The sequence below is a fragment of the Streptomyces sp. NBC_01268 genome (genome assembly GCF_036240795.1).
Classification (GTDB): domain Bacteria; phylum Actinomycetota; class Actinomycetes; order Streptomycetales; family Streptomycetaceae; genus Streptomyces.
The window spans coordinates 3,862,590-3,881,781 of the sequence record NZ_CP108454.1; the positions used below are offsets into that span (position 1 = coordinate 3,862,590).

Here is a 19,192-nt window from a genome sequence, read left to right on the forward strand (position 1 = left end):
AGCCGAATTGCTCACAAGGGCTTCACAGATCCTACAAAGTTGAGCGGTGACGCGATGCCGATTTCCGAACGCTCGCGGAAGCCGCGGGGACCGGGCACCGCCCCGACGGAAGGGCCCTACGCCCCGATGATCGATTCGGCGATCTGCAGGGCGTTCAGCGCGGCCCCCTTGCGCAGGTTGTCCGCGCACACGAAGAGCTCCAGGGCCCGCTCGTCGTCCATCGACCGCCGCACCCGCCCCACCCAGGCGGGATCGGTGCCCACGACGTCGGCCGGCGTGGGGTAGTCGCCCAGGGAGGGGTCGTCGTACAGCACCACGCCGGGCGAGGTGGCCAGGATCTCGTGCGCGCGGGCGACGGTGACGGGCCGTTCGAAGCGGGCGTGCACCGAGACGGCGTGCCCGGTCACGACGGGGACCCGGACGCAGGTGGCCGCGACGCGCAGCCCCGGCAGGCCCAGGATCTTGCGGGTCTCCTCGCGGACGGCCAGTTCCTCCGAGGACCAGCCGTCGGCGGCGAGCTCCCCGGACCAGGGCAGCACGTTGAGGGCGACGGGCCCGGGGAAGGGACCGGTGTGGTCGCCGACGGCCCGCCGTACGTCTCCGGGATGGGTGCCGAGCTCGCTGCCGGTGACCAGGGCCAGCTGGTGGCGGAGCGCGGCGGTGCCCGCGCGTCCGGCGCCGCTCGCGGCCTGCTGGGCGGTGACGACCAGTTCGGCGAGCCCGAACTCGGCGTGCAGGGCGCCCACCGAGACGATCAGCGCCAGGGTGGAGCAGCCGGGGCTCGCGACGATGCCCCGGGGCCGTACGCGTGCGGCGGGGGCGTTGAGCTCCGGGACCACCAGCGGCACGTCGGGGTCGGCCCGGAAGGCCGTGGAGGTGTCCACGACCACCGCGCCCTTGGCGGCGGCGATCGGCGCCCACTGGGCGGCGACGGTCTCGGGCACGAGGAAGAGGGCGAGGTCGACGCCCTCGAGGGCGTCCTCGCTCAGCGCCAGGACCTCGCACTCCTCCCCCCGTACGGCCAGCTTCCGGCCGGCGGTACGGGAAGAGGCGAGGAGACGTATCTCGCCCCAGACGTCCGCGTGGTGCGTGAGCATCTGGAGGAGCACCGCCCCGACGGCCCCGGTCGCTCCCACGACCGCGAGCGTCGGCCGGGCGGTGCCCTGTGCCTCCGTGGTGTCCCGCGCCTCCGCGTCGTCCGGCGGGGTCACGTCACCGGCCGGTGCCGCCGTAGACGACGGCCTCGTCCGAGTCGCTGTCCAGACCGAAGGCGGTGTGGACGGCGCGCACGGCCTCGTTGACGTCGTCGGCGCGGGTGACGACCGAGATGCGGATCTCCGAGGTGGAGATCAGCTCGATGTTCACGCCCGCGTCGGAGAGCGCCTTGAAGAAGTCCGCGGTGACGCCGGGGTTGGTCTTCATACCGGCGCCGACCAGGGAGATCTTGCCGATCTGGTCGTCGTAGCGCAGCGAGTCGAAGCCGATCACGGGCTTCGTCTTCTCCAGGGCGTCGATGGCCTTGCGGCCCTCGGCCTTGGGGAGCGTGAAGGAGATGTCCGTGAGGCCGGTCGAGGCCGCGGACACGTTCTGCACGATCATGTCGATGTTGATCTCGGCGTCCGCGACCGCGCGGAAGATCGCGGCGGCCTCGCCCGGCTTGTCCGGGACGCCGACGACGGTGATCTTCGCCTCGGAGGTGTCGTGGGCGACACCGGAGATGATGGCCTGCTCCACCTGCTCGGCTCCTTGCTCGACGGGTCGTGCGTTGCTGACCCAGGTGCCCTGCAGTCCGGAGAAGGACGAGCGGACGTGGATCGGGATGTTGTAACGGCGCGCGTACTCCACGCAGCGGTGCAGCAGCACCTTGGAGCCGGAGGCGGCGAGCTCCAGCATGTCCTCGAAGGAGATCCAGTCGATCTTCTTCGCCTTCTTCACCACGCGCGGGTCGGCGGTGAAGACGCCGTCGACGTCCGTGTAGATCTCGCAGACCTCGGCGTCGAGCGCGGCGGCCAGGGCGACGGCGGTCGTGTCGGAGCCGCCGCGGCCGAGGGTGGTGATGTCCTTCTTGTCGGCGGACACACCCTGGAAGCCGGCGACGATGGCGATGTTGCCCTCGTCCAGCGCGGTGCGGATACGGCCCGGCGTGACATCGATGATGCGCGCTTTGTTGTGGACCGAGTCGGTGATGACACCGGCCTGACTGCCCGTGAACGACTGGGCCTCGTGGCCCAGGTTCTTGATCGCCATGGCCAGCAGGGCCATGGAGATCCGCTCTCCGGCGGTCAGCAGCATGTCGAACTCACGGCCGGCCGGCATCGGGGATACCTGCTCGGCGAGATCGATCAACTCGTCCGTCGTGTCGCCCATCGCGGAGACCACGACGACCACCTGGTGGCCGTTCTTCTTGGCTTCCACGATTCGCTTGGCGACGCGCTTGATGCCTTCGGCATCGGCAACGGAGGAGCCTCCGTACTTCTGCACGACAAGGCCCACGTGCGCTCCTCGCTCAGTCCTCGCCGCAGCACACGCTGCGGTCGGCTCAGTCTAACGAGGGACCGGAAAACGCCGACCTGATATCGGATGTTGAGATGGCCTGCTCAGAGAATGATCAGGAAGGGACGGAGGAAAACCCGGCGGACGGGCCGGGGAGCGGGCACGCGGCGAGCGGGGGCCGCCCCCGAGCCGCGCTTCCGGGGCAGCGCATAGCGCTTGGCAACACTCCTTTCACAAACGTTCCGACATCCGAGACGGCAGCGGTGTGACCTGGACACATGCCCGTACGGCTGCCACTCTCCCGCCATGCGCTCTCGCTCCGCCGCCATAGCCGCGGCCTCCGTCCTCGCCGCCCTCGCAGCGTCCGGCTGCGCGCCCCAGCAGACGGCCGGCAGCACCTCGGGCACCTCCGGCACGGCCTCCTCGGCCGCCAGGCCCGGCGGCTCCTGCACGGCGGACGCGCTCGCCACCAAGGCCAAGGGGAAGCTGACCGTCGGCACCGACACGCCCGCGTACGCCCCCTGGTTCCAGGACGACGACCCGGCCAACGGCAAGGGCTACGAGTCCGCCGTCGCGTACGCCGTCGCGCAGAAGCTCGGCTTCGCCAAGGGCGACGTCGTCTGGCAGAAGGTCGCCTTCAACAACGCCTTCGCCCCCGGTGCCAAGACCTTCGACTTCGACGTCAACCAGGTGTCGATCAACGAGGACCGGCGCAAGGCCGTGGACCTCTCCTCCGGCTACTACGACGTGCGCCAGACGCTCATCGCGCTGAAGGACTCCAAGGCCGCCAAGGCGACCAGCCTCGCCGACCTCAAGGGCGCCAAGCTGGGCGCCCAGGTCGGCACCACCAGCCTCGACGTCATCAACGACCTGATCAAGCCGGACCAGCAGCCGTCCGTCTTCCAGAAGAACGACCTCGCCAAGGCCGCCCTCAAGAACGGCCAGGTCGACGCGATCGTCGTCGACCTCCCCACCGCCTTCTACATCACCGGCGCCGAGGTCACCGAGGCCGAGGTCGTCGGACAGTTCGAGACCCCCGCCGGCGCCGCCAAGGAGCAGTTCGGCCTCGTCCTCGACAAGGACAGCGCGCTCACCTCCTGCGTCTCGCAGGCCGTCGACGCGCTGCGCGAGGACGGCACCCTCGCCGCCATCGAGAAGCAGTGGCTCTCCGACGCCGCGGGCGCCCCGGTGCTCAAGTGACCACCACGGAGAAGACCGGGGAGGACACCCCCGGCCACATGTACCGGCCGTCGCAGCGGCGGATCGAGCGCGAGCGCTACAAGCGCTCCCGCACCCGCCGCGCGACGGCGGTCGCCACCCTGAGCACCGTCCTCACCCTGGCGGTGCTCTTCCTCGTCGTCACCGGCTCCCCGGGCTGGCCGCGCACGAAGGAGACCTTCTTCGACGCGGAGTACGCGCGCCAGGCGCTGCCCCTGGTCCTCGACGGCCTCTGGCTCAACCTGCGCCTCCTCCTCGTCTGCGGCGCCGTCACCCTGGTCCTCGGCCTGCTGCTCGCCGTCACCCGCACCCTGCGCGGCCCGGCGTTCTTCCCGCTGCGCGCGCTGGCCACCGCGTACGTCGACTTCTTCCGCGGCCTGCCGCTCATCATCTGCCTGCTCGCCGTGATCTTCGGCGTGCCCGCACTGCGCCTCCAGGGCGTCCCCACCGACCCCGTCGTGCTCGGCGGCACCGCCCTCGTGCTCACCTACTCGGCGTACATGGCCGAGGTCTTCCGAGCCGGCATCGAGAGCGTCCACCCCAGCCAGCGGGCCGCCGCCCGCTCACTCGGCCTCTCCACCGCGCAGACCATGCGCTTCGTCGTCCTGCCGCAGGCCGTCCGCAGGGTCGTGCCGCCGCTCCTCAACGACCTGGTGTCGCTCCAGAAGGACACCGGCCTGGTCTCCATCGCGGGCGCGGTCGACGCCGTGTACGCGGCGCAGATCCTCTCCAGCAAGACCTTCAACTACACCCCGTACGTCGTCGCGGGCCTCGTGTTCGTCGTGCTCACCATCCCCATGACCCGCTTCACCGACTGGGTCACGGCGCGCATGAACCGGCGCCAGTCGCAGGGAGGCACCGTATGACGGACAGCCCCGAAAGCCCCGTCCTCCGCCTGGAGGCCGTCCGCAAGACGTATGGCGGGCATCCCGTCCTGCGCGAGGTGGACCTGGAGGTCCCGCAGCACACGGTCACCGTGCTCATCGGCGCCTCCGGCTCCGGCAAGTCGACCCTGCTGCGCTGCGCCAACCTCCTGGAGGAGATCGACGACGGCGCGATCTTCCTGGACGGCGAGGAGATCACCGACCCGCGCGTCGACGCCGACACCGTGCGGCGCCGCATCGGCGTGGTCTTCCAGGCGTACAACCTGTTCCCGCACATGAGCGTGCTCGACAACATCACGCTCGCCCCGCGCCGCGTCCACAAGGCCGACCGCCGCGAGGCCGAGGAACGGGCCCGCGAGCTGCTCGTCCGGCTCGGCCTCGGCGACAAGGCCGGCGAGTACCCGGACCGGCTCAGCGGCGGGCAGCAGCAGCGCGTCGCCATCGCCCGCGCCCTCGCGAGCCGCCCGCGCCTGCTGCTCCTCGACGAGGTGACGGCGGCGCTCGACCCGGAGCTGGTCGGCGAGGTCCTGAACGTGGTGCGGGACCTCAAGGAGGAGGGCATGACGATGGTCATCGCCACCCACGAGATGGGCTTCGCCCGGGAGGTCGCCGACCAGGTCTGCTTCCTGGCCGACGGCGTCGTCCTGGAGCGCGGCACCCCCGCGGAGGTCTTCGGCGCGCCCGCGCACGAGCGGACGCAGCGCTTCCTGAGGCGGATCGTGGAGGCGGGGCGGCTCTAGGGAGCCGCCCCGGGGGGCCGGTCAGGGGGTCGGCGGGATGAGCCCGGGTCATGGATAGCGCGGCTTTCCGAGGGCAGCCGGGCTGCCGGGCATGGATAGCGCCGCTCCCCGAGAGCAGCCGACGCTGGATAGCGCCGCTCCCCAAAAGCAGCCGGTCAGCCGACCGTGGACAGCGCCGCTCCCCAGAAAGCAGCCGCGCGCCCCGTCAGCCCTTCGGGCGTCCCAGCCCCAGCGGTCCCGCGATCTCCTCGGCCATCACACGGCCCGCCTCCTCGGCGAGGTCGTCCTCGGTCAGGTCCTCGTCCGTGTCGAGGCCGTCCAGCTCGGCGAGCGGCTGGTCCAGGCGGACGTGGGCGACCAGGGACTGCAGGGCGCGCAGGGTGGCGGAGGCGGTGGGGCCCCAGTTGGAGAAGTACGAGAACTGCCACCACCACAGCGCCTCGCTGACCCGGCCCGACCGGTAGTGGGCCAGGCCGTGCCGCAGGTCCGTGACGATGTCGGCGAGGTTGTCGGAGATCCGGGCCGGGACCGGGGCCTTGCGCGGCTCGTACGGGTCGAAGACCTCCGAGAACACGTCCACCGGCTCCAGGAGCACGGCGAACCGCATGCGCAGCTCGTCCACGTCCAGGTCCGGGCCCGCGTCCGGCTCGTAGCGCTCGTCCGGGACGATGTCCTCGTGCGCGCCGAGCCGCCCGCCGGCCAGCAGCAGCTGGGAGATCTCCAGGAGCAGGAAGGGCACCGCGCTGTCCGGCTCGTCGCCCTTGGCGACCTCGGTCGTCGCGACGATGAAGCTCTCGATCGAGTCCGCGATCTGGACGGCGAAGTCGTCCGGATCCTGCGTGATGGAGTGCAGTGTGGCGTCAGACATCGAGGACCTCCCTGAGAGTGCGCCGTCGTGCGCACGGACCCGGTCGTCATACATCTAGCAGCCGCCGCCCCTCGAAGGCACGCCCCAGGGTGACCTCGTCCGCGTATTCGAGGTCGCCGCCGACCGGCAGCCCGCTCGCCAGACGCGTCACCTTGAGGCCCATGGGCTTGATCATCCGCGCCAGGTACGTCGCGGTGGCCTCGCCCTCCAGGTTGGGGTCGGTCGCCAGGATCAGCTCGGTGACCGCGCCGTCCGCCAGCCGCGCGAGCAGCTCACGGATCCGCAGGTCGTCCGGGCCGACGCCCTCGATGGGGCTGATCGCCCCGCCGAGCACGTGGTAGCGGCCGCGGAACTCACGGGTCCGCTCGATCGCCACGACGTCCTTCGGCTCCTCGACCACGCAGATGACCGTCAGGTCGCGGCGCGGGTCGCGGCAGATGTTGCACTGCTCCTGCTGCGCCACGTTGCCGCAGACCGCGCAGAACCGGACCTTCTCCTTGACCTCCAGGAGGGCCTGCGCGAGTCGCCGCACATCGGTCGGCTCGGCCTGGAGGATGTGGAAGGCGATCCGCTGCGCGCTCTTGGGACCGACGCCTGGCAGCCTGCCCAGCTCGTCGATGAGGTCCTGAACCACGCCTTCGTACAACGGAACGCCCTTCTCGGGAGTGCTTGATTCTTACGGTAGTGGCTGGAAACCGGCCTTAGAAGGTGTACGGGGAAGCCGACCGCGCCGCGGACCCGGCCGTACGGGTCAGAAACCCAGCCCCGGCATGCCGCCCAGGCCCTGCGCCAGCGGGCCCAGCTTGGCCTGCTGGAGCTGCTGCGCGTTGTCGTTGGCGGCCTGCACGGCGGCCACGATCAGGTCGGCCAGCGTCTCGGTGTCCTCCGGGTCGACCGCCTTCGGGTCGATGACCAGGCCGCGCAGCTCGCCGGAGCCGGTCACGGTCGCCTTCACCAGGCCACCGCCCGCCTGCCCCTCGACCTCGGTGCGCCCGAGCTCCTCCTGGGCACGGGCGAGGTCCTGCTGCATCTTCTGCGCCTGCTGGAGGAGCTGCTGCATGTTGGGCTGGCCACCACCGGGGATCACGGTCACTCACTCCTGCGGGTCTGCGTCTGCGGATACGAACAAGGATTCGGCGGATGCGGATACGGCGGATGCGCATGCCGGTGAACCGAGCCTACGTGGTCGCCGACCGGCCTGCCGACACAACACTTTCGAGTGAGAAACTGCGGGCTCCTCTACCTGATCAAGACCCTCTTGCGGGCGGAAATCCCGGGATTCCGGGCCCACAGCCCACCATTCGGCGGTAGGAAGGGCAGGCACCACGTGCACCGCACGTCACAGAAGGACACGAGCGCTGAGCTGAACAGAGGAGTTCCCCGGTGAGCCAGCAGCCGGACATGCAGCCGCAGCCGGGGAATCCCGAAGGCCCGGACAAGGCCGGGGGTCCGGCGCCGGACCGCGACCTGACCGGGGCGCCCTTCCCCCTCGGCGACTGGGGCGAGCCCGCCGAACGCCTCGACGAGCTCTACCGCTGGGTCGAGTCGAACGCGCTGCGCACCGCCGAGTGGTACCTGTCCGACCGCGTCTGGAAGCGCCGCTGCGCCCGCGCGCTGCGGGTGGGTACGGCCCTCGGGGTGATCGCGGGCGCCGCGCTGCCGCTGCTCGACCTGACCAAGGCCGCCGAGGGCACCGCGGGCTGGGGCTACCTCTCGCTGCTGCTGGGCGCGGCCTGCCTGGCCTGCGACCGGTACTTCGGGCTCACCTCGGGCTGGATAAGGGACGTGGCGACCGCGCAGGCGGTGCAGCGGCGCCTCCAGGCGCTCCAGTTCGACTGGGCGTCGGAGAGCGTCCGCGAGGTGCTCGGCCCCACCGAGGGCACGGCCAGCGAGGCCGCCGAACGCTGCCTGGGAGTACTGCGCCGCTTCTCGGAGGACGTGACGGAACTGGTCCGGGCGGAGACGGCGGACTGGATGGTCGAGTTCCGCTCGGGCCCGGCCCCGCTGGCCCTCCAGTCGGTCGGCACCTCGGCGCCCCGCCCCGAGAGCGGACACCCCTCGGGCCGCTTCCCGCTGCCCCCGGGCACCCGGCCGAACATGCCGCGGCAGCGCCCGCCGGAGCCGCGCTGAGGCCCTTGCCGGAAGGCCGTCCCTACCCGACACGGGCCTACCCGACGGCCTGCCCGAGACGGCTCTACCCGAGATGGCCCTGCCCGACGGCTCTACCCGAGACGGCCCTGCCCGACGGCCCTGCCCGACGGCCCTGCCGGGCGTCCCTGCCGGACGCGGCCCGTACGGGGCGTCCCGTACGGGTACGGCGCCCCCCTGGCCTGATGTCTGCCCGGCCGGGGGCGGGGTGACGCCCGGGCGTCAGCTCAGGACGATCATCGAGCCCTGGCCCAGGCTGCGGGTGGCCGCGGCGTGGAGGCCGAGCCAGACGTGCCGCTCGCGGGCGAAGGGGCTGTCGTCCTGGTACGGGACGGGAGCGGCGGGCTCCTCCAGGGCGGTGGGACGCTCCGGGGCCTGGGGTGCGGCGGGCGGGTTCGCCGGGTCGATGCCGATCGCGGGCGCGACGAACTGCAGCTCGCGCAGCAGACCGTGCGAGGAGCCCAGCGGGCCGCCGCCCTCCAGGAGCTCGTCGTTCGAGAGCGGTGCGGGGAAGTCGACCGGCACGTAGGCGCCCGCGTGGTCGTAGTGCCAGACCAGGTGGGACTGCTGGGCGGTCGCCTCGAACATCTCCAGGAGCTGCTCGTAGTCGCCGCCGAGCTCCCCGACGGGTTCGACGGGCAGTCCGCACATCTGCAGCAGGTAGGCCCGGCGCAGGAAGTGCAGGGCCTCGTAGTCGAAGCCGGCGACCGGGGCGACGTCCCCGGAGAGTCCCGGCATGTACGCGTAGACGGGCACGGTCGGCAGGCCGGCCGTGGTGAGGGCGTGGTCGTAGGCGGCGATCTCTTCGGCGAAGGGGTTGTCGGCGCTGTGGCACAGCACGTCGACGAGGGGGACCAGCCACAGGTCACAGGCCAAGGGAGGCTCGCTCTCCGTCAGTTGCGGGGTCGGTACGGGCGGTGTTCAGGGACGGCCAGGGTAGTCGGGCCCTCCGGCCCCGCACACCCCGCCGGGGAACTGCCCCTGGAGGAACCCCCTCAACCCGCCCCGGCACAGCTCGGCCGGGCCGGTGCCGCGGCCGCTGCCGGCGCCGCGGCCGCTACTGCCGATCCAGGCGCTCCAGGCGCTCCAGGCGCTCCGCCCACTCCAGCGACCGTGCGTTGTACTCCCGTACGACGGCGACGGCGCACTCCGCGTCGCCGCGCGTGATCGCGTCGACGAGTTCCACGTGGCCGCTCCACAGCCAGCGGGTGAACTCGCGGTCGGCGCGCAGGCGGGGCACCGAGAAGACCCAGGCCTGGACGCGCAGCCGGTGCAGGAAGCCGGCGATGTGGTCGTTGGCGGAGACCAGCCGCCCCAGTTCGCGCCAGTAGCGGATGTCGTAGCCGATGAGGACTTCCAGCTCGCCGGCGCGGGCCGCGCGGGCGGCGGCCTCGCCCCGGCGGCGTATCGAGACCAGCGTGACCCCGTACGACAGGTCGGGCTCGGCGGGCGGGGTGGCGGGGGCGTCGCGGCGGAAGATGCCGTCCACGACGAGCATGCGGGCCTCGACCATGCCCCGGTAGTCGGCGACCGAGAACTCGTGGACGCGGAAGCCGCGGTGCTGGTCGGAGTCGAGCAGCCCCTGGGCGCAGAGGTCGACGAGGGCCTCGCGGACGGGGGTCGCGGACACCCCGTACTGCTCGGCGATCTGCTTGACGGTGAATTCCTCGCCGGATCGCAGACGCCCCGCGAGGACTTCGTCACGCAGCGCGTCCGCGATCTGCTGCCGCAAGGTGTTGCGGGTGACAGCTCCGCTCGCGGGCATGGTGGTCGGCCCCCTCCGTCCGGCTCCCGGACACCCTAGTCCAGGGCACGGAGGGGGCCTCTCCCGTCACACCGTGTGTTCGTCGGCCACGGTCAGGGCCGCGTCGAGGGCCGCCAGACCCTCCTTGGCCTCCGCCTCGGAGACGTTGCAGGCGGGGACGGCGTGGGTGCGGTTCATGTTGACGAAGGGCCACAGGCCGTTCTTCTTCGCGGTGGCCGCGAAGGCCGCCATGGGGGCGAAGTCCGCGCCCGCCGCGTTGTACGGGACGAGCGGCTCGCGGGTCTCGCGGTTCTTGACCAGCTCAAGGGCCCAGAAGACGCCCAGACCGCGCACGTCGCCGACGGACGGGTGGCGCTCGGCGAGCTCGCGCAGGCCGGGGCCGAGGACGGTCTCGCCGATGCGGGCGGCGTGCTCGACGACCTTCTCGTCCTCCATGACGTTGATCGTCGCGACGGCGGCGGCACAGGCCAGCGGGTGACCGGAGTAGGTCAGACCGCCCGGGTAGGGCCGCTTGTCGAAGGTGGCGGCGATCTTCTCGCTGATGGCGACGCCGCCGAGCGGCACGTAGCCGGAGTTCACGCCCTTGGCGAAGGTCAGCAGGTCGGGCACGACGTCGAAGTGCTCGGCGGCGAACCACTTGCCGGTGCGGCCGAAGCCGGACATGACCTCGTCGAGGATGAAGACGATGCCGTACTTGTCGCAGATCTCGCGCACGCCGGCCAGGTAGCCGGGCGGCGGGGTCATGATGCCGGCGGTGCCCGGCACGGACTCCAGGATGATCGCGGCGACCGTGTGCGGGCCCTCGAACGCGATGGTGTCCTCGAGGTGCTGGAGCGCGCGGGCGCTCTCCTCGGCCTCGTTCGCCGAGTAGAACGGCGAGCGGTAGAGGAACGGCGCCCAGAAGTGCTTCACGCCGGCGGAGGCCGTGTCGGAGGCCCAGCGGCGCGGGTCACCGGTCAGGTTGATCGCGGTGGAGGTGGCGCCGTGATACGAGCGGTAGGCCGAGAGCAGCTTCGTACGGCCCGTGTGCAGACGGGCCATGCGGACGGCGTTCTCGACGGCCTCGGCGCCGCCGTTGGTGAAGAAGATCTTGTCCAGGTCGCCCGGGGTGCGCTCGGCGATGAGGCGCGCGGCCTCGGAGCGGACGTCCACGGCGAAGGCGGGCGCGAAGGTCGCCAGCTTCCCGGCCTGCTCCTGGATCGCGGCGACGACCTTGGGGTGCTGGTAGCCGATGTTGGTGTAGACGAGACCGCTGGTGAAGTCGAGGTAGCGGTTTCCTTCGTAGTCCCAGAAGTACGAACCCTCGGCGCCGGCGACGGCGAGCGGGTCGATCAGGCCCTGGGCGGACCAGGAGTGGAACACGTGCGCGCGGTCGGCGGCCTTGACGGCCGCACCGGCCTGGGGGTCGGGCTCGACATGAGGGGTCATATGTCGAGGGTAAGGAAGCGCAGGTGGGGCGGGCCATGGCCATCTTGTCCACCGAGACCGGGACGGACGAGACAGGTTGCCGGACGGGTCCGCGAGGAGACTCCTATTGACAGCAAGCTGTCATAGTGACAGGCTGCTGTCATGAACGAGGAGACGCGCACACCCCCGCACCCGCAGACCCACACGCCCGAGGCCGCGCAGACCGTCCATCTCGCCGTCTACGACACCCTCGCCGACTGGGAGACGGGCCACGCCACCGCCTGGCTCGCCCGCGCCGGCTTCACCGTCCGCACGGTCGGCCCGGCCGCCGGGGAGCCGGTCACCACCCTCGCCGGGATGCGGATCGTCCCGGACCTCTCCCTCGACGCGCTCGATCCCGCCGACAGCGGCCTGCTGATCCTCCCGGGCGCCGAGAAGTACGACGAGGGCGACGAGCTCGCCCCCTTCACCACCAAGGCCCGCGCCTTCCTCGACGGGGGCGTCCCGGTCGCCGCGATCTGCGGCGCCACGGCCGGCCTCGCCCGCGCGGGCCTGCTCGACTCCCTCCCCCACACCAGCGCGGCCTCCTTCTACCTCGCCGCCACCGGCTACGCGGGCGCCGCGCACTACGTGGAGGCCGACGCCGTGACCGCCGGGGACCTCATCACCGCCGGTCCGACCGAGCCGGTGGCCTTCGCCCGCGAGATCTTCGCCCGCCTCGGCGCGTACGAGGGCAAGCGCGACGCCTGGTTCCGCCTGTTCCACGACTCGGACCCGGCCGCCTTCGCGGAGCTGAACGCGTGAGCCGGCACCCGCAGGACGCCCTCTCCCGCACGGCCCTCGGCGTCTTCCGGCTCAACGGACAGTTCCTCGCCGTGTCGGAACGCCTCGCCGAACCGGCCGGACTCACCGCCGCCTGGTGGCAGGTCCTCGGCGCCGTCCTCCCCGAGCCGCTCCCCGTCTCCGGCATCGCCCGCGCCATGGGCATCACCCGCCAGAGCGTCCAGCGGATCGCGGACCTCCTGGTCAAGGAGGGCCTCGCCGCCTACGAGCCGAACCCGGCCCACCGCCGCGCCAAGCTGCTCGCCCCCACCGAGGCCGGGCGCGCCGCCGTCCGCCGCATCGACCCCGGGCACGCGGAACTGGCCGCGCGGCTCCTGCGGGAGCTGGGCGGCCAGGAGGCGTTCGACGAGACGGTACGGGTGCTGGAGCGGCTGATCGGGGCGATGGACGCGATCGAGGCGGACGGGCCGGACCCCTCCTGACCGGCGCAGGATCAGCGCGGGGTCAGAGCCGGATCAGCGCCGGGACCAGCGCCGGGATCAGCGCTTGACGATCCGGTCCAGGACCTCGGCGAGGCGGGCCTTCACGGCCGCGCCGTGGTGCAGGGGCTCCGGCTCGGACTCCTGGTCCGCGCGCACACCTCGGTCCGCGAGGACGTAGAGCAGGCGCAGCGTGCGCAGGCAGTTGGAGAGGTGGGCGGGCACCGGCGTGACGATCCGGTCGGCGCCGAACTCCGCGTCGACCGCGTCCAGCCACCCCGTCGCGTCCCGCTCGCTCAGGTCCGTCCGGGTGAGGACGTGCGCGACCGCCCGCGCCAGCCGGTCGTCCTCCAGCTGGTCGAGGACGTGGTCGGTCGGCGCCGTCATCCGCGCGGCGGCCAGCTCCAGCATCCGCACCGGGTCCACCTCGGCGTGCCGCCCGAACCTGTCCAGCAGATCGGCGCCGTGCGCGACCGCGTGCAGCCAGCCCAGCTTCTCGTCGTGGCCGCGCAGATCCCGCTCGGACGGGTACCAGCGCGCGAACGCGTCCACCCACTCCGCACGGAACCCGCCGGCGCTCACGACCATGTCGAGGACGAGCGGCGCGAACGTACGGGCCTGGACCTCCGGATCCCCGAACCGGGCGGCCATCTCGTCACCCAGCTCCAGCCGCCGTCGCTCGTCGATCACCCCGCGCTGGAGCCACGTGTACAGGACCCCGTAGGGCGCGCCGTCCCGGACCTCCGGGTCCGGATCGGCGAGGGCGCGGGACAACTCCCCGACCAGTTCGCCCAGATCACGGTCGGCGGGCACGGCGTAATCGGCGTCGACGACGCCATTCCAGTCGGTCACACCCGCACGATAATCGGACTGCGGCTAGCCGCGCTGCGAATAACTCTCGGCGTACGGATCCGCGAAGAGCTCCGTCGGCGGGAACCGCCACGACAGCGGCCAGGTCTTCCCCGTCGACGCCGGGACCGGTACGTAACTCACATGCGCGGGAACCGCGTTGAAGCGGGTCACCCCACGCGGCCACGAACGGTGCGACGTCGACCCCGACGGCAGCAGGAAGCACACCCCGCGCCGCCCGTTCGCCTCCGTCACGACCGGCCCCGGGTCGCCCCCGCGGCGCTCAGCGCGATGGAGCGTCTGGTTCACCCGGTCAGCAAGTCCACCCTGAGCTGGTTCACGTCCCCGTACAGCGACGGCAGCGGCGGCAACTGCATCGAGGTGGCCTTCGACTGGCACAAGTCCTCCTCCAGCGACGATGGCGGCGGCAGCTGCGTCGAAGTCGCCGCCTGCCCCCACGCCGTCCACCTCCGTGGCTCCAAGGTCCAGGACGGCCCCACCTCGCGGTCGAGCCGGGCGCCTGGGGTTCGTTCCTCGCCGGGCAGGGCTGACCTGCCGGGACAGGCGAGGGTGCCGTCCGGGACGTGTCCCGGACGGCAGCCGGCCTTCCGCGGTCTCGGCAGCCGCGGCAAGAGTGGCGCCCCGTCGGGCTCCGGAACCCCGGGGCCCCCGTGACGGAGGAGCCATCATGCGTTTCCGTAAGCTCGCCGCGGCCGGTGTTCTCGCCGGCGCCATGATGTCCGCGACCGCCGTGGTGCCCGCCCAGGCGGCCCCCACGGGGGAGACCGCCGGGTGGGCGATGTCGATCGGCGGACCGATCAGGAGCTGTGCCGCCGCCAGTTGCGGGGTCGTGTACCAGACCTCGTACGGCGAGGACGTCTACTGGGACTCCAGCAAGATCAATTCCTCGGGCAACCGCTGGTACCACGTGACGAGCCCGCGGAGCGGCTGGATCTACTGCGGCAACATCAGCGCCCCCTGCTGATCCGGCAGGTCAGCAGTACAGGTTCGCCCCGGCCGGGACGCCCAGGATCTGGGTGAACTGCTGGTACTTGGTGACCCGGCTCTGCACCTGGGCCGGGTTGCCGCCGTTGCACTCCAGGCTGCCGTTGATCGCCCAGATGGTCTGACCGAAGCCCGCGCCGTTGACCATGGCGTTGTGGGCGGTCATGGTGCCGGGGCCGTTCTGGGTGTTCCAGTACCAGAGGCCGGTGGCCATGGCGACGGCCGGTTCGCGCTCGACGCGCCAGGGGTTGTTGAGCAGGTCGATGCCGAGGGCGTCGCCCGCGGCCTTGTAGTTGAAGTTCCAGGAGAGCTGGATGGGGCCGCGGCCGTAGTAGGCGGCCTGGCCGGCCGGGCAGCCGTAGGGCTGGGTCGTATCGCAGTAGTGGGGGTAGTTGGCGGTGTTCTGCTCGACGATGTAGTAGAGGCCGCCGGTCTCGTGGCTGACGTTGGCGAGGAAGGCCGCGGCCTCCTGCTTCTTCACCGTGTCGCTGCCGGTGGTGGCGAAGGCCGGGTACGACTTGAGGGCGGTGACGAGGCCCGCGTACGTGTAGAAGGGGTTCCGGTTCGGGAACATCTGGTTGAACTGGGCCTCGGAGACGACGAATCCGGAGGGGTTGCCGGGGTCGGTGCCGCCGCCGGTGCCGCAGGTGCCCTCGTCGCGCCAGACGTCGGTGGTGCCGGGACGCTCGTTCTGGGTCCACCACTTGGCGTACCAGTTGTGGCCGTTGTACGAGGCGGTCATGCCGCCCGTGTAGACGCTGGAGGAGTTCCAGGCGCCCACGCAGGCGGGGGCCGCGCCCGCCTGGGTGACGGGGAGGAGTACGGCGAGGCCGACGACCGTACAGATCGCGGCGAAGGCGGTGAGAAGACGTCGCAGCATGCGCTCTTCCTTCCGGTGGGGGAAGGGCCAGCGAAGCGCGATTGGTCTGAACCTGTCAAGGTCTAGACCAGACATTACCCACCGGTCGTATACAGGCGTCCGCTGTTACGCTCCCCTTCGGCCTGCCTGGGGGGTTGACCACACACCAGAGGCAGCGCAGGCATCAACAGCATCATGGGCCGGGGACAGCCAGGCCCGACCCAGGGGAAAACGGGGAGTACACCAGGTGGTTCGTCATACCCTCGCGCGCAGGGCTTCGCTCACCGCGCTCGGACTCTCGGTCGCCGCAGGTGGCCTGATACCGCTCGCCGCACCGGCCACAGCGGACACGCCGGAGGTCCCGCAGGAGCTGGTCGTCCCGGCAGCCGTCAAGAACAACCCGCTCTGGGAGCGGGTCTACCAGGCCGGACAGGCGGAGTACGGCGACGCCGACAGCGTCGGAACCGAGGGCGTCTTCGTCCGCGAGGACGGGCGCAACCAGCCGGTCTGGACGCGCTTCTCCGACGGCAAGACCTTCGACATCCCCGGCATCGCGTCCGCGACCGGCTCGGGACGCGGCACCGGCGCGGACGCGCTCGCCTTCGTGACGGCCGACAAGGTCGAGCTGCGCCACGCCGACGGCCGGGTGGAGACCCTCGCCCTGCCCGCGGGGCTCAAGGACACGAACGTCTACGGGCCTCGGGCGGTCGGCGACGACGCCCAGGGCCGCACCCACATCCTCTCGGCGACGGCCGACGGCGGCACCGCCGATCTGGTCGTCGAGGAGCCGGCCGGCGTCGAGTACGGTCCCGCGGTCGCGGGCGACGCGTCCGCGGTCCTGCTCCAGGGCCCCGACCTGAGCGGCCACCGCGCCTACACGCTGGTCGACGCCACGACCGGCAAGGCCCAGGGCCGCTTCCCGGCCGTCCCGGCGGGCTACTCGCGGGCCCGGATCTCGTCGAAGTACGTCCTGTTCTACGGCGACTACCGCACCGGCAAGGTCCTCGTCGGCTCGCGCGCCAACCCCACGGCCCCGCTCACCGAGGTCCCCGTCCCCGTGTACGGCAACGAGGTCGCCCTCGTCGGCGACTGGGTCGTGCACAACCCGTACGGCAAGGTCCAGGCCGTCCCGCTCAAGGGCGGCGCGCCCGTCGACCTGCTCACCGGCGACACCTGGGGCGGCATCGGCCAGGGCGGTGACAGCGCGGTCGTCGTCGGCGGCCCCGACAACTCCGACTGGGCCGTCCGCCGCATCACCGCCGGCCCCGACGGCAAGCCCGCGATCTCGGTCCTGAAGAAGGTCCCCGGCAAGCCCGTCCCCGTCGAGCGCCTCGCGCTCGCCCAGGGGCAGCTCGCCGTCATCGACCGCAGCGACGACTCGTCGACCACCGGCCGGGCGTGGAGCCGCGGCCTGAGCACGAGCGGCGCCCTGACCGCCGGCAAGCGCTCCACCGAGAGCCTGTGGGTGGACCCCTGCCCGGCCGGCGACACCGCCTGCGAGGAGTACTGGCCCACCGGCGACGGCGGCTTCCTCACCCACATCGGCGGCAGCGACGGCTACCTCACCGTCCAGGGCTGGGAGAAGCCGTCCTTCCGCTCCGCCTACCCGGGCGGCGTGGCGCGCGTCCGCGACCTCAGCGGTCCGTACGTCGTCGTGGACGTCAAGAAGGACGCGTCCACGAAGCAGCGCGTGCTGCGGATGGAGGCCGACCACGAGAAGACCCAGGTCCTGGAGGAGCGCGCGCCCGTCGCGTCCGCCCTGTGGGGGTCCTGGCTGTGGAGCGCCGGCGCCGACAAGGGCGCGGTGAGCGCGAAGGACCTGAAGACCGGCAAGACGGTCGAGACGCTCAACACCGGCGCGCCCTGCGTGCCCGAGGAGCTCCAGGCCGTCGGCCGCTGGCTCTACTGGTCCTGCGGCGCGAGCGGCCCCGCCGGGGTCTACGACCGCACGGAGAAGGCGAACCGGACCGTGCCGTCCGACGAGGCCCTCCTCGGCGACGGCTACGTCGTCACGCACGACAAGGCCGCCGGGAAACTGGTCCTCACCGGCGCCGACACCGCCGGACCCGCCGTCACCCGCGTCGTGGGCAGCCTCCCCGACACGGGCCGCTCGCAGCGGCGCGTCACCTGGACCGTCGACGAGTTCGGCGGCCACCTCGCGTACGCCGACCCCCAGGGCCAGGTGCACGTGGTGCCGAGCGGCATCGCGCGCCAGCCGCTGACGCTGCTCACCCGCGAGGACACCCCGGCGGCGCTCGTCGACGGCCGGAAGCCGGAGACCCCGGCCGTCCTCGACACCCTGATGCCCTCCCGCCCCTTCGGCGACTGGACCCTCACGGCCCGCCACCACACCACCGGCAAGGTCACCACGCTGGCCTCCGGCACGGACGGGCGGGCGCTGCGCCCGAGCTGGAACGGCAAGGACAAGGCCGGCGCGCTCATGGCGAACGGCCAGTACACCTGGACGCTGACCGCCCGCCCCGACGGCGCCTCCGCCGCGCCGACGACGGTGAGCGGCGACGTCGTGCTGCGCGGCGGCACGTCCCCGGCGGAGTCCAGCTTCACCAGCCTGTCGCCGCGCCGGGTGCTCGACACCCGCAACGGCACCGGCGTCGCCAAGGGCAAGGTCGGCGCGAAGGGCACGATCACCCTCGACCTGTCCGGCGTGCCGGGCGTCGACAAGGACACGACCACGTCCGTGGCCCTGCACGTCACCGCGACCAACGCGACCGCCGGGACCTTCGTCTCCGCGTACGACGGCTCCCTCGGCCGCTCCTCCGCGTCGAACCTCAACGTGGCGGCGGGCAAGACGGTCTCCAACCTCGTCGTCGCTCCGCTGGACCACGGCAAGGTGACCTTCTACAACCACGCGGGCACCGTCGACCTCGTCGCGGACCTCGCCGGGGCGAACACGGCGACCGACGCGAACGCGCTGTACCGGCCGATGACCCCCTGGCGGGCCCTCGACACCCGCAGCGGTCTCGGCACGCCCAAGGCGAAGGTCACGGGCGGCTCCCGGGCCCGCCTGTCCTTCCAGGGCACCGAGCTGGACGCCCCGGGCGTCACGGCGGTCGTCCTCAACGTGACGGCGACCAACGTCTCCGCCGGCACCTTCGTCACCGCCCTCCCCAAGGGCGCGGCGGTCGTCGGCTCGCACCTCAACCCCGGTGCGGGCGAGACCCGTTCCAACCTGGTGATCGTGCCCGTCAAGGACGGCGGCGTCGACCTCTACAACCACGCCGGTTCGGTCGACCTGATCGCCGACGTGGCCGGGTACTACACCAGCGACCGGGTGGGCTCCCTCAACTCGTCGCTGTACCCGCAGCGCCTGATGGACACCCGCGCGGGCACCGGCGTCGCCAAGGCGAAGCTGGGCGCGGGCGGCACGGTCACCCTGACGGTGGCCGGCAAGGCCGGGATCCCGGCGACGGGTGCCACGGCGGTCGTCCTCAACGTGACCGCCACCAACACCACGGCGAACACCTTCGTCACGGCCTACCCGTACGACACCACCCGCACCAGCGCGTCGAACCTGAACGTGCCGGCCGGGGCGACGGTCTCCAACCTGGTGATCGTGCCGGTGAAGGACGGGAAGGTGACGTTCTACAACCACGGCGGGACGGCCGACGTCATCGCCGACGTGCAGGGGTTCTTCGCGGAGTAGTCCGCACGCCCGCGCACGGCGGGCGCACCG

19 protein-coding genes are annotated in these 19,192 nt (G+C 72.0%); 9 read left to right on the plus strand and 10 right to left on the minus strand.

Annotated elements, in window-relative coordinates:
- Positions 1-116: 116 nt before the first annotated feature.
- Together OG309_RS17075 and OG309_RS17080 are read right to left on the minus strand one after the other, a co-directional pair.
- A complete protein-coding gene (locus tag OG309_RS17075; RefSeq protein ID WP_329421823.1) occupies positions 117-1,211 on the minus strand; it encodes an aspartate-semialdehyde dehydrogenase in 1,095 nt (364 codons plus the stop codon).
- A gap of 1 nt (position 1,212) precedes the next feature.
- Positions 1,213-2,493, minus strand: a complete 1,281-nt coding sequence (locus tag OG309_RS17080; RefSeq protein WP_329421824.1) for an aspartate kinase — start codon at positions 2,491-2,493, stop codon at positions 1,213-1,215.
- A gap of 306 nt (positions 2,494-2,799) precedes the next feature.
- Between OG309_RS17080 and OG309_RS17085 the strand changes: the two genes are divergently transcribed.
- Genes OG309_RS17085 through OG309_RS17095 form a run of 3 tightly spaced genes read left to right on the plus strand, consistent with a single transcriptional unit; the run spans position 2,800 to position 5,335 of the window.
- Positions 2,800-3,693, plus strand: a complete 894-nt coding sequence (locus OG309_RS17085) for an ABC transporter substrate-binding protein (protein ID WP_329421827.1) — start codon at positions 2,800-2,802, stop codon at positions 3,691-3,693.
- Positions 3,694-3,731: 38 nt separating this feature from the next.
- Positions 3,732-4,577 (plus strand): amino acid ABC transporter permease, encoded by an 846-nt coding sequence (locus OG309_RS17090; protein ID WP_329428381.1) that lies wholly within the window; start codon positions 3,732-3,734, stop codon positions 4,575-4,577.
- Positions 4,574-5,335, plus strand: a complete 762-nt coding sequence (locus tag OG309_RS17095; RefSeq protein ID WP_329421828.1) for an amino acid ABC transporter ATP-binding protein — start codon at positions 4,574-4,576, stop codon at positions 5,333-5,335. The genes OG309_RS17090 and OG309_RS17095 overlap by 4 nt, the downstream gene beginning before the upstream one ends.
- Before the next feature lie 205 nt (positions 5,336-5,540).
- On the opposite strand, the gene OG309_RS17100 is transcribed toward OG309_RS17095, so the two are convergent.
- The 3 genes from OG309_RS17100 to OG309_RS17110 form a co-directional block, all read right to left on the minus strand.
- On the minus strand, positions 5,541-6,203 hold the full coding sequence (locus tag OG309_RS17100) for a DUF5063 domain-containing protein (RefSeq protein WP_329421831.1): 663 nt from the start codon (positions 6,201-6,203) through the stop codon (positions 5,541-5,543).
- A gap of 46 nt (positions 6,204-6,249) precedes the next feature.
- Positions 6,250-6,849 carry a recombination mediator RecR gene (recR, locus tag OG309_RS17105; protein ID WP_046911841.1) on the minus strand — a complete coding sequence of 200 codons (600 nt, stop codon included), beginning with the start codon at positions 6,847-6,849 and terminating at the stop codon, positions 6,250-6,252.
- Between the two features lie 105 nt (positions 6,850-6,954).
- Positions 6,955-7,290, minus strand: coding sequence for a YbaB/EbfC family nucleoid-associated protein (locus OG309_RS17110; RefSeq protein WP_329428382.1), 336 nt, complete (start codon positions 7,288-7,290; stop codon positions 6,955-6,957).
- A gap of 314 nt (positions 7,291-7,604) precedes the next feature.
- Here OG309_RS17110 and OG309_RS17115 point away from each other — a divergent pair, with 314 nt between their 5' ends.
- Entirely contained in the window at positions 7,605-8,333 is a 729-nt protein-coding gene (locus OG309_RS17115) for an SLATT domain-containing protein (RefSeq protein WP_329428383.1), read from the plus strand.
- A 240-nt stretch (positions 8,334-8,573) separates the two neighbouring features.
- Here the strand turns inward: OG309_RS17115 and OG309_RS17120 are convergent, their stop codons facing one another.
- The 3 genes from OG309_RS17120 to OG309_RS17130 form a co-directional block, all read right to left on the minus strand.
- Entirely contained in the window at positions 8,574-9,227 is a 654-nt protein-coding gene (locus tag OG309_RS17120; RefSeq protein ID WP_329421832.1) for a hypothetical protein, read from the minus strand.
- 181 nt (positions 9,228-9,408) lie between these two features.
- A complete protein-coding gene (locus OG309_RS17125; protein ID WP_329421834.1) occupies positions 9,409-10,116 on the minus strand; it encodes a GntR family transcriptional regulator in 708 nt (235 codons plus the stop codon).
- A 66-nt stretch (positions 10,117-10,182) separates the two neighbouring features.
- Positions 10,183-11,544, minus strand: a complete 1,362-nt coding sequence (locus OG309_RS17130) for an aspartate aminotransferase family protein (protein ID WP_329421835.1) — start codon at positions 11,542-11,544, stop codon at positions 10,183-10,185.
- Between the two features lie 141 nt (positions 11,545-11,685).
- On the opposite strand from OG309_RS17130, the gene OG309_RS17135 reads away from it, so the two are divergent.
- Both OG309_RS17135 and OG309_RS17140 read left to right on the plus strand, forming a co-directional pair.
- Positions 11,686-12,327, plus strand: coding sequence for a DJ-1/PfpI family protein (locus tag OG309_RS17135; RefSeq protein ID WP_329421837.1), 642 nt, complete (start codon positions 11,686-11,688; stop codon positions 12,325-12,327).
- Complete coding sequence (locus tag OG309_RS17140) at positions 12,324-12,788, plus strand: MarR family winged helix-turn-helix transcriptional regulator (RefSeq protein WP_329421839.1); 465 nt, start codon at positions 12,324-12,326, stop codon at positions 12,786-12,788. Before OG309_RS17135 ends, OG309_RS17140 begins: the two co-directional genes overlap by 4 nt.
- Positions 12,789-12,845: 57 nt before the next feature.
- Here the strand turns inward: OG309_RS17140 and OG309_RS17145 are convergent, their stop codons facing one another.
- Complete coding sequence (locus OG309_RS17145; protein WP_329421841.1) at positions 12,846-13,637, minus strand: DUF2785 domain-containing protein; 792 nt, start codon at positions 13,635-13,637, stop codon at positions 12,846-12,848.
- A 288-nt stretch (positions 13,638-13,925) separates the two neighbouring features.
- On the opposite strand from OG309_RS17145, the gene OG309_RS17155 reads away from it, so the two are divergent.
- Positions 13,926-14,309, plus strand: coding sequence for a DUF397 domain-containing protein (locus OG309_RS17155; protein WP_443067574.1), 384 nt, complete (start codon positions 13,926-13,928; stop codon positions 14,307-14,309).
- A gap of 13 nt (positions 14,310-14,322) precedes the next feature.
- Positions 14,323-14,619, plus strand: coding sequence for a hypothetical protein (locus OG309_RS17160; RefSeq protein ID WP_329421843.1), 297 nt, complete (start codon positions 14,323-14,325; stop codon positions 14,617-14,619).
- A gap of 9 nt (positions 14,620-14,628) precedes the next feature.
- Here the strand turns inward: OG309_RS17160 and OG309_RS17165 are convergent, their stop codons facing one another.
- Positions 14,629-15,519, minus strand: a complete 891-nt coding sequence (locus OG309_RS17165; protein WP_329421845.1) for a glycoside hydrolase family 19 protein — start codon at positions 15,517-15,519, stop codon at positions 14,629-14,631.
- A 226-nt stretch (positions 15,520-15,745) separates the two neighbouring features.
- Between OG309_RS17165 and OG309_RS17170 the strand changes: the two genes are divergently transcribed.
- Complete coding sequence (locus OG309_RS17170; protein WP_329421848.1) at positions 15,746-19,162, plus strand: hypothetical protein; 3,417 nt, start codon at positions 15,746-15,748, stop codon at positions 19,160-19,162.
- The last annotated feature ends 30 nt before the right edge of the window (positions 19,163-19,192 follow it).

Coding starts and splice junctions, on each gene's coding strand:
- OG309_RS17085 (WP_329421827.1), top strand. CDS start 2,800: ATGCGCTCTCGCTCCGCCGCCATAGCCGCGGCCTCCGTCCTCGCCGCC.
- OG309_RS17160 (WP_329421843.1), top strand. CDS start 14,323: ATGCGTTTCCGTAAGCTCGCCGCGGCCGGTGTTCTCGCCGGCGCCATG.
- OG309_RS17115 (WP_329428383.1), top strand. CDS start 7,605: ATGCAGCCGCAGCCGGGGAATCCCGAAGGCCCGGACAAGGCCGGGGGT.
- OG309_RS17130 (WP_329421835.1), bottom strand. CDS start 11,544: ATGACCCCTCATGTCGAGCCCGACCCCCAGGCCGGTGCGGCCGTCAAG.
- OG309_RS17135 (WP_329421837.1), top strand. CDS start 11,686: ATGAACGAGGAGACGCGCACACCCCCGCACCCGCAGACCCACACGCCC.
- OG309_RS17155 (WP_443067574.1), top strand. CDS start 13,926: ATGGAGCGTCTGGTTCACCCGGTCAGCAAGTCCACCCTGAGCTGGTTC.
- OG309_RS17090 (WP_329428381.1), top strand. CDS start 3,732: ATGTACCGGCCGTCGCAGCGGCGGATCGAGCGCGAGCGCTACAAGCGC.
- OG309_RS17100 (WP_329421831.1), bottom strand. CDS start 6,203: ATGTCTGACGCCACACTGCACTCCATCACGCAGGATCCGGACGACTTC.
- OG309_RS17125 (WP_329421834.1), bottom strand. CDS start 10,116: ATGCCCGCGAGCGGAGCTGTCACCCGCAACACCTTGCGGCAGCAGATC.
- OG309_RS17095 (WP_329421828.1), top strand. CDS start 4,574: ATGACGGACAGCCCCGAAAGCCCCGTCCTCCGCCTGGAGGCCGTCCGC.
- OG309_RS17165 (WP_329421845.1), bottom strand. CDS start 15,519: ATGCTGCGACGTCTTCTCACCGCCTTCGCCGCGATCTGTACGGTCGTC.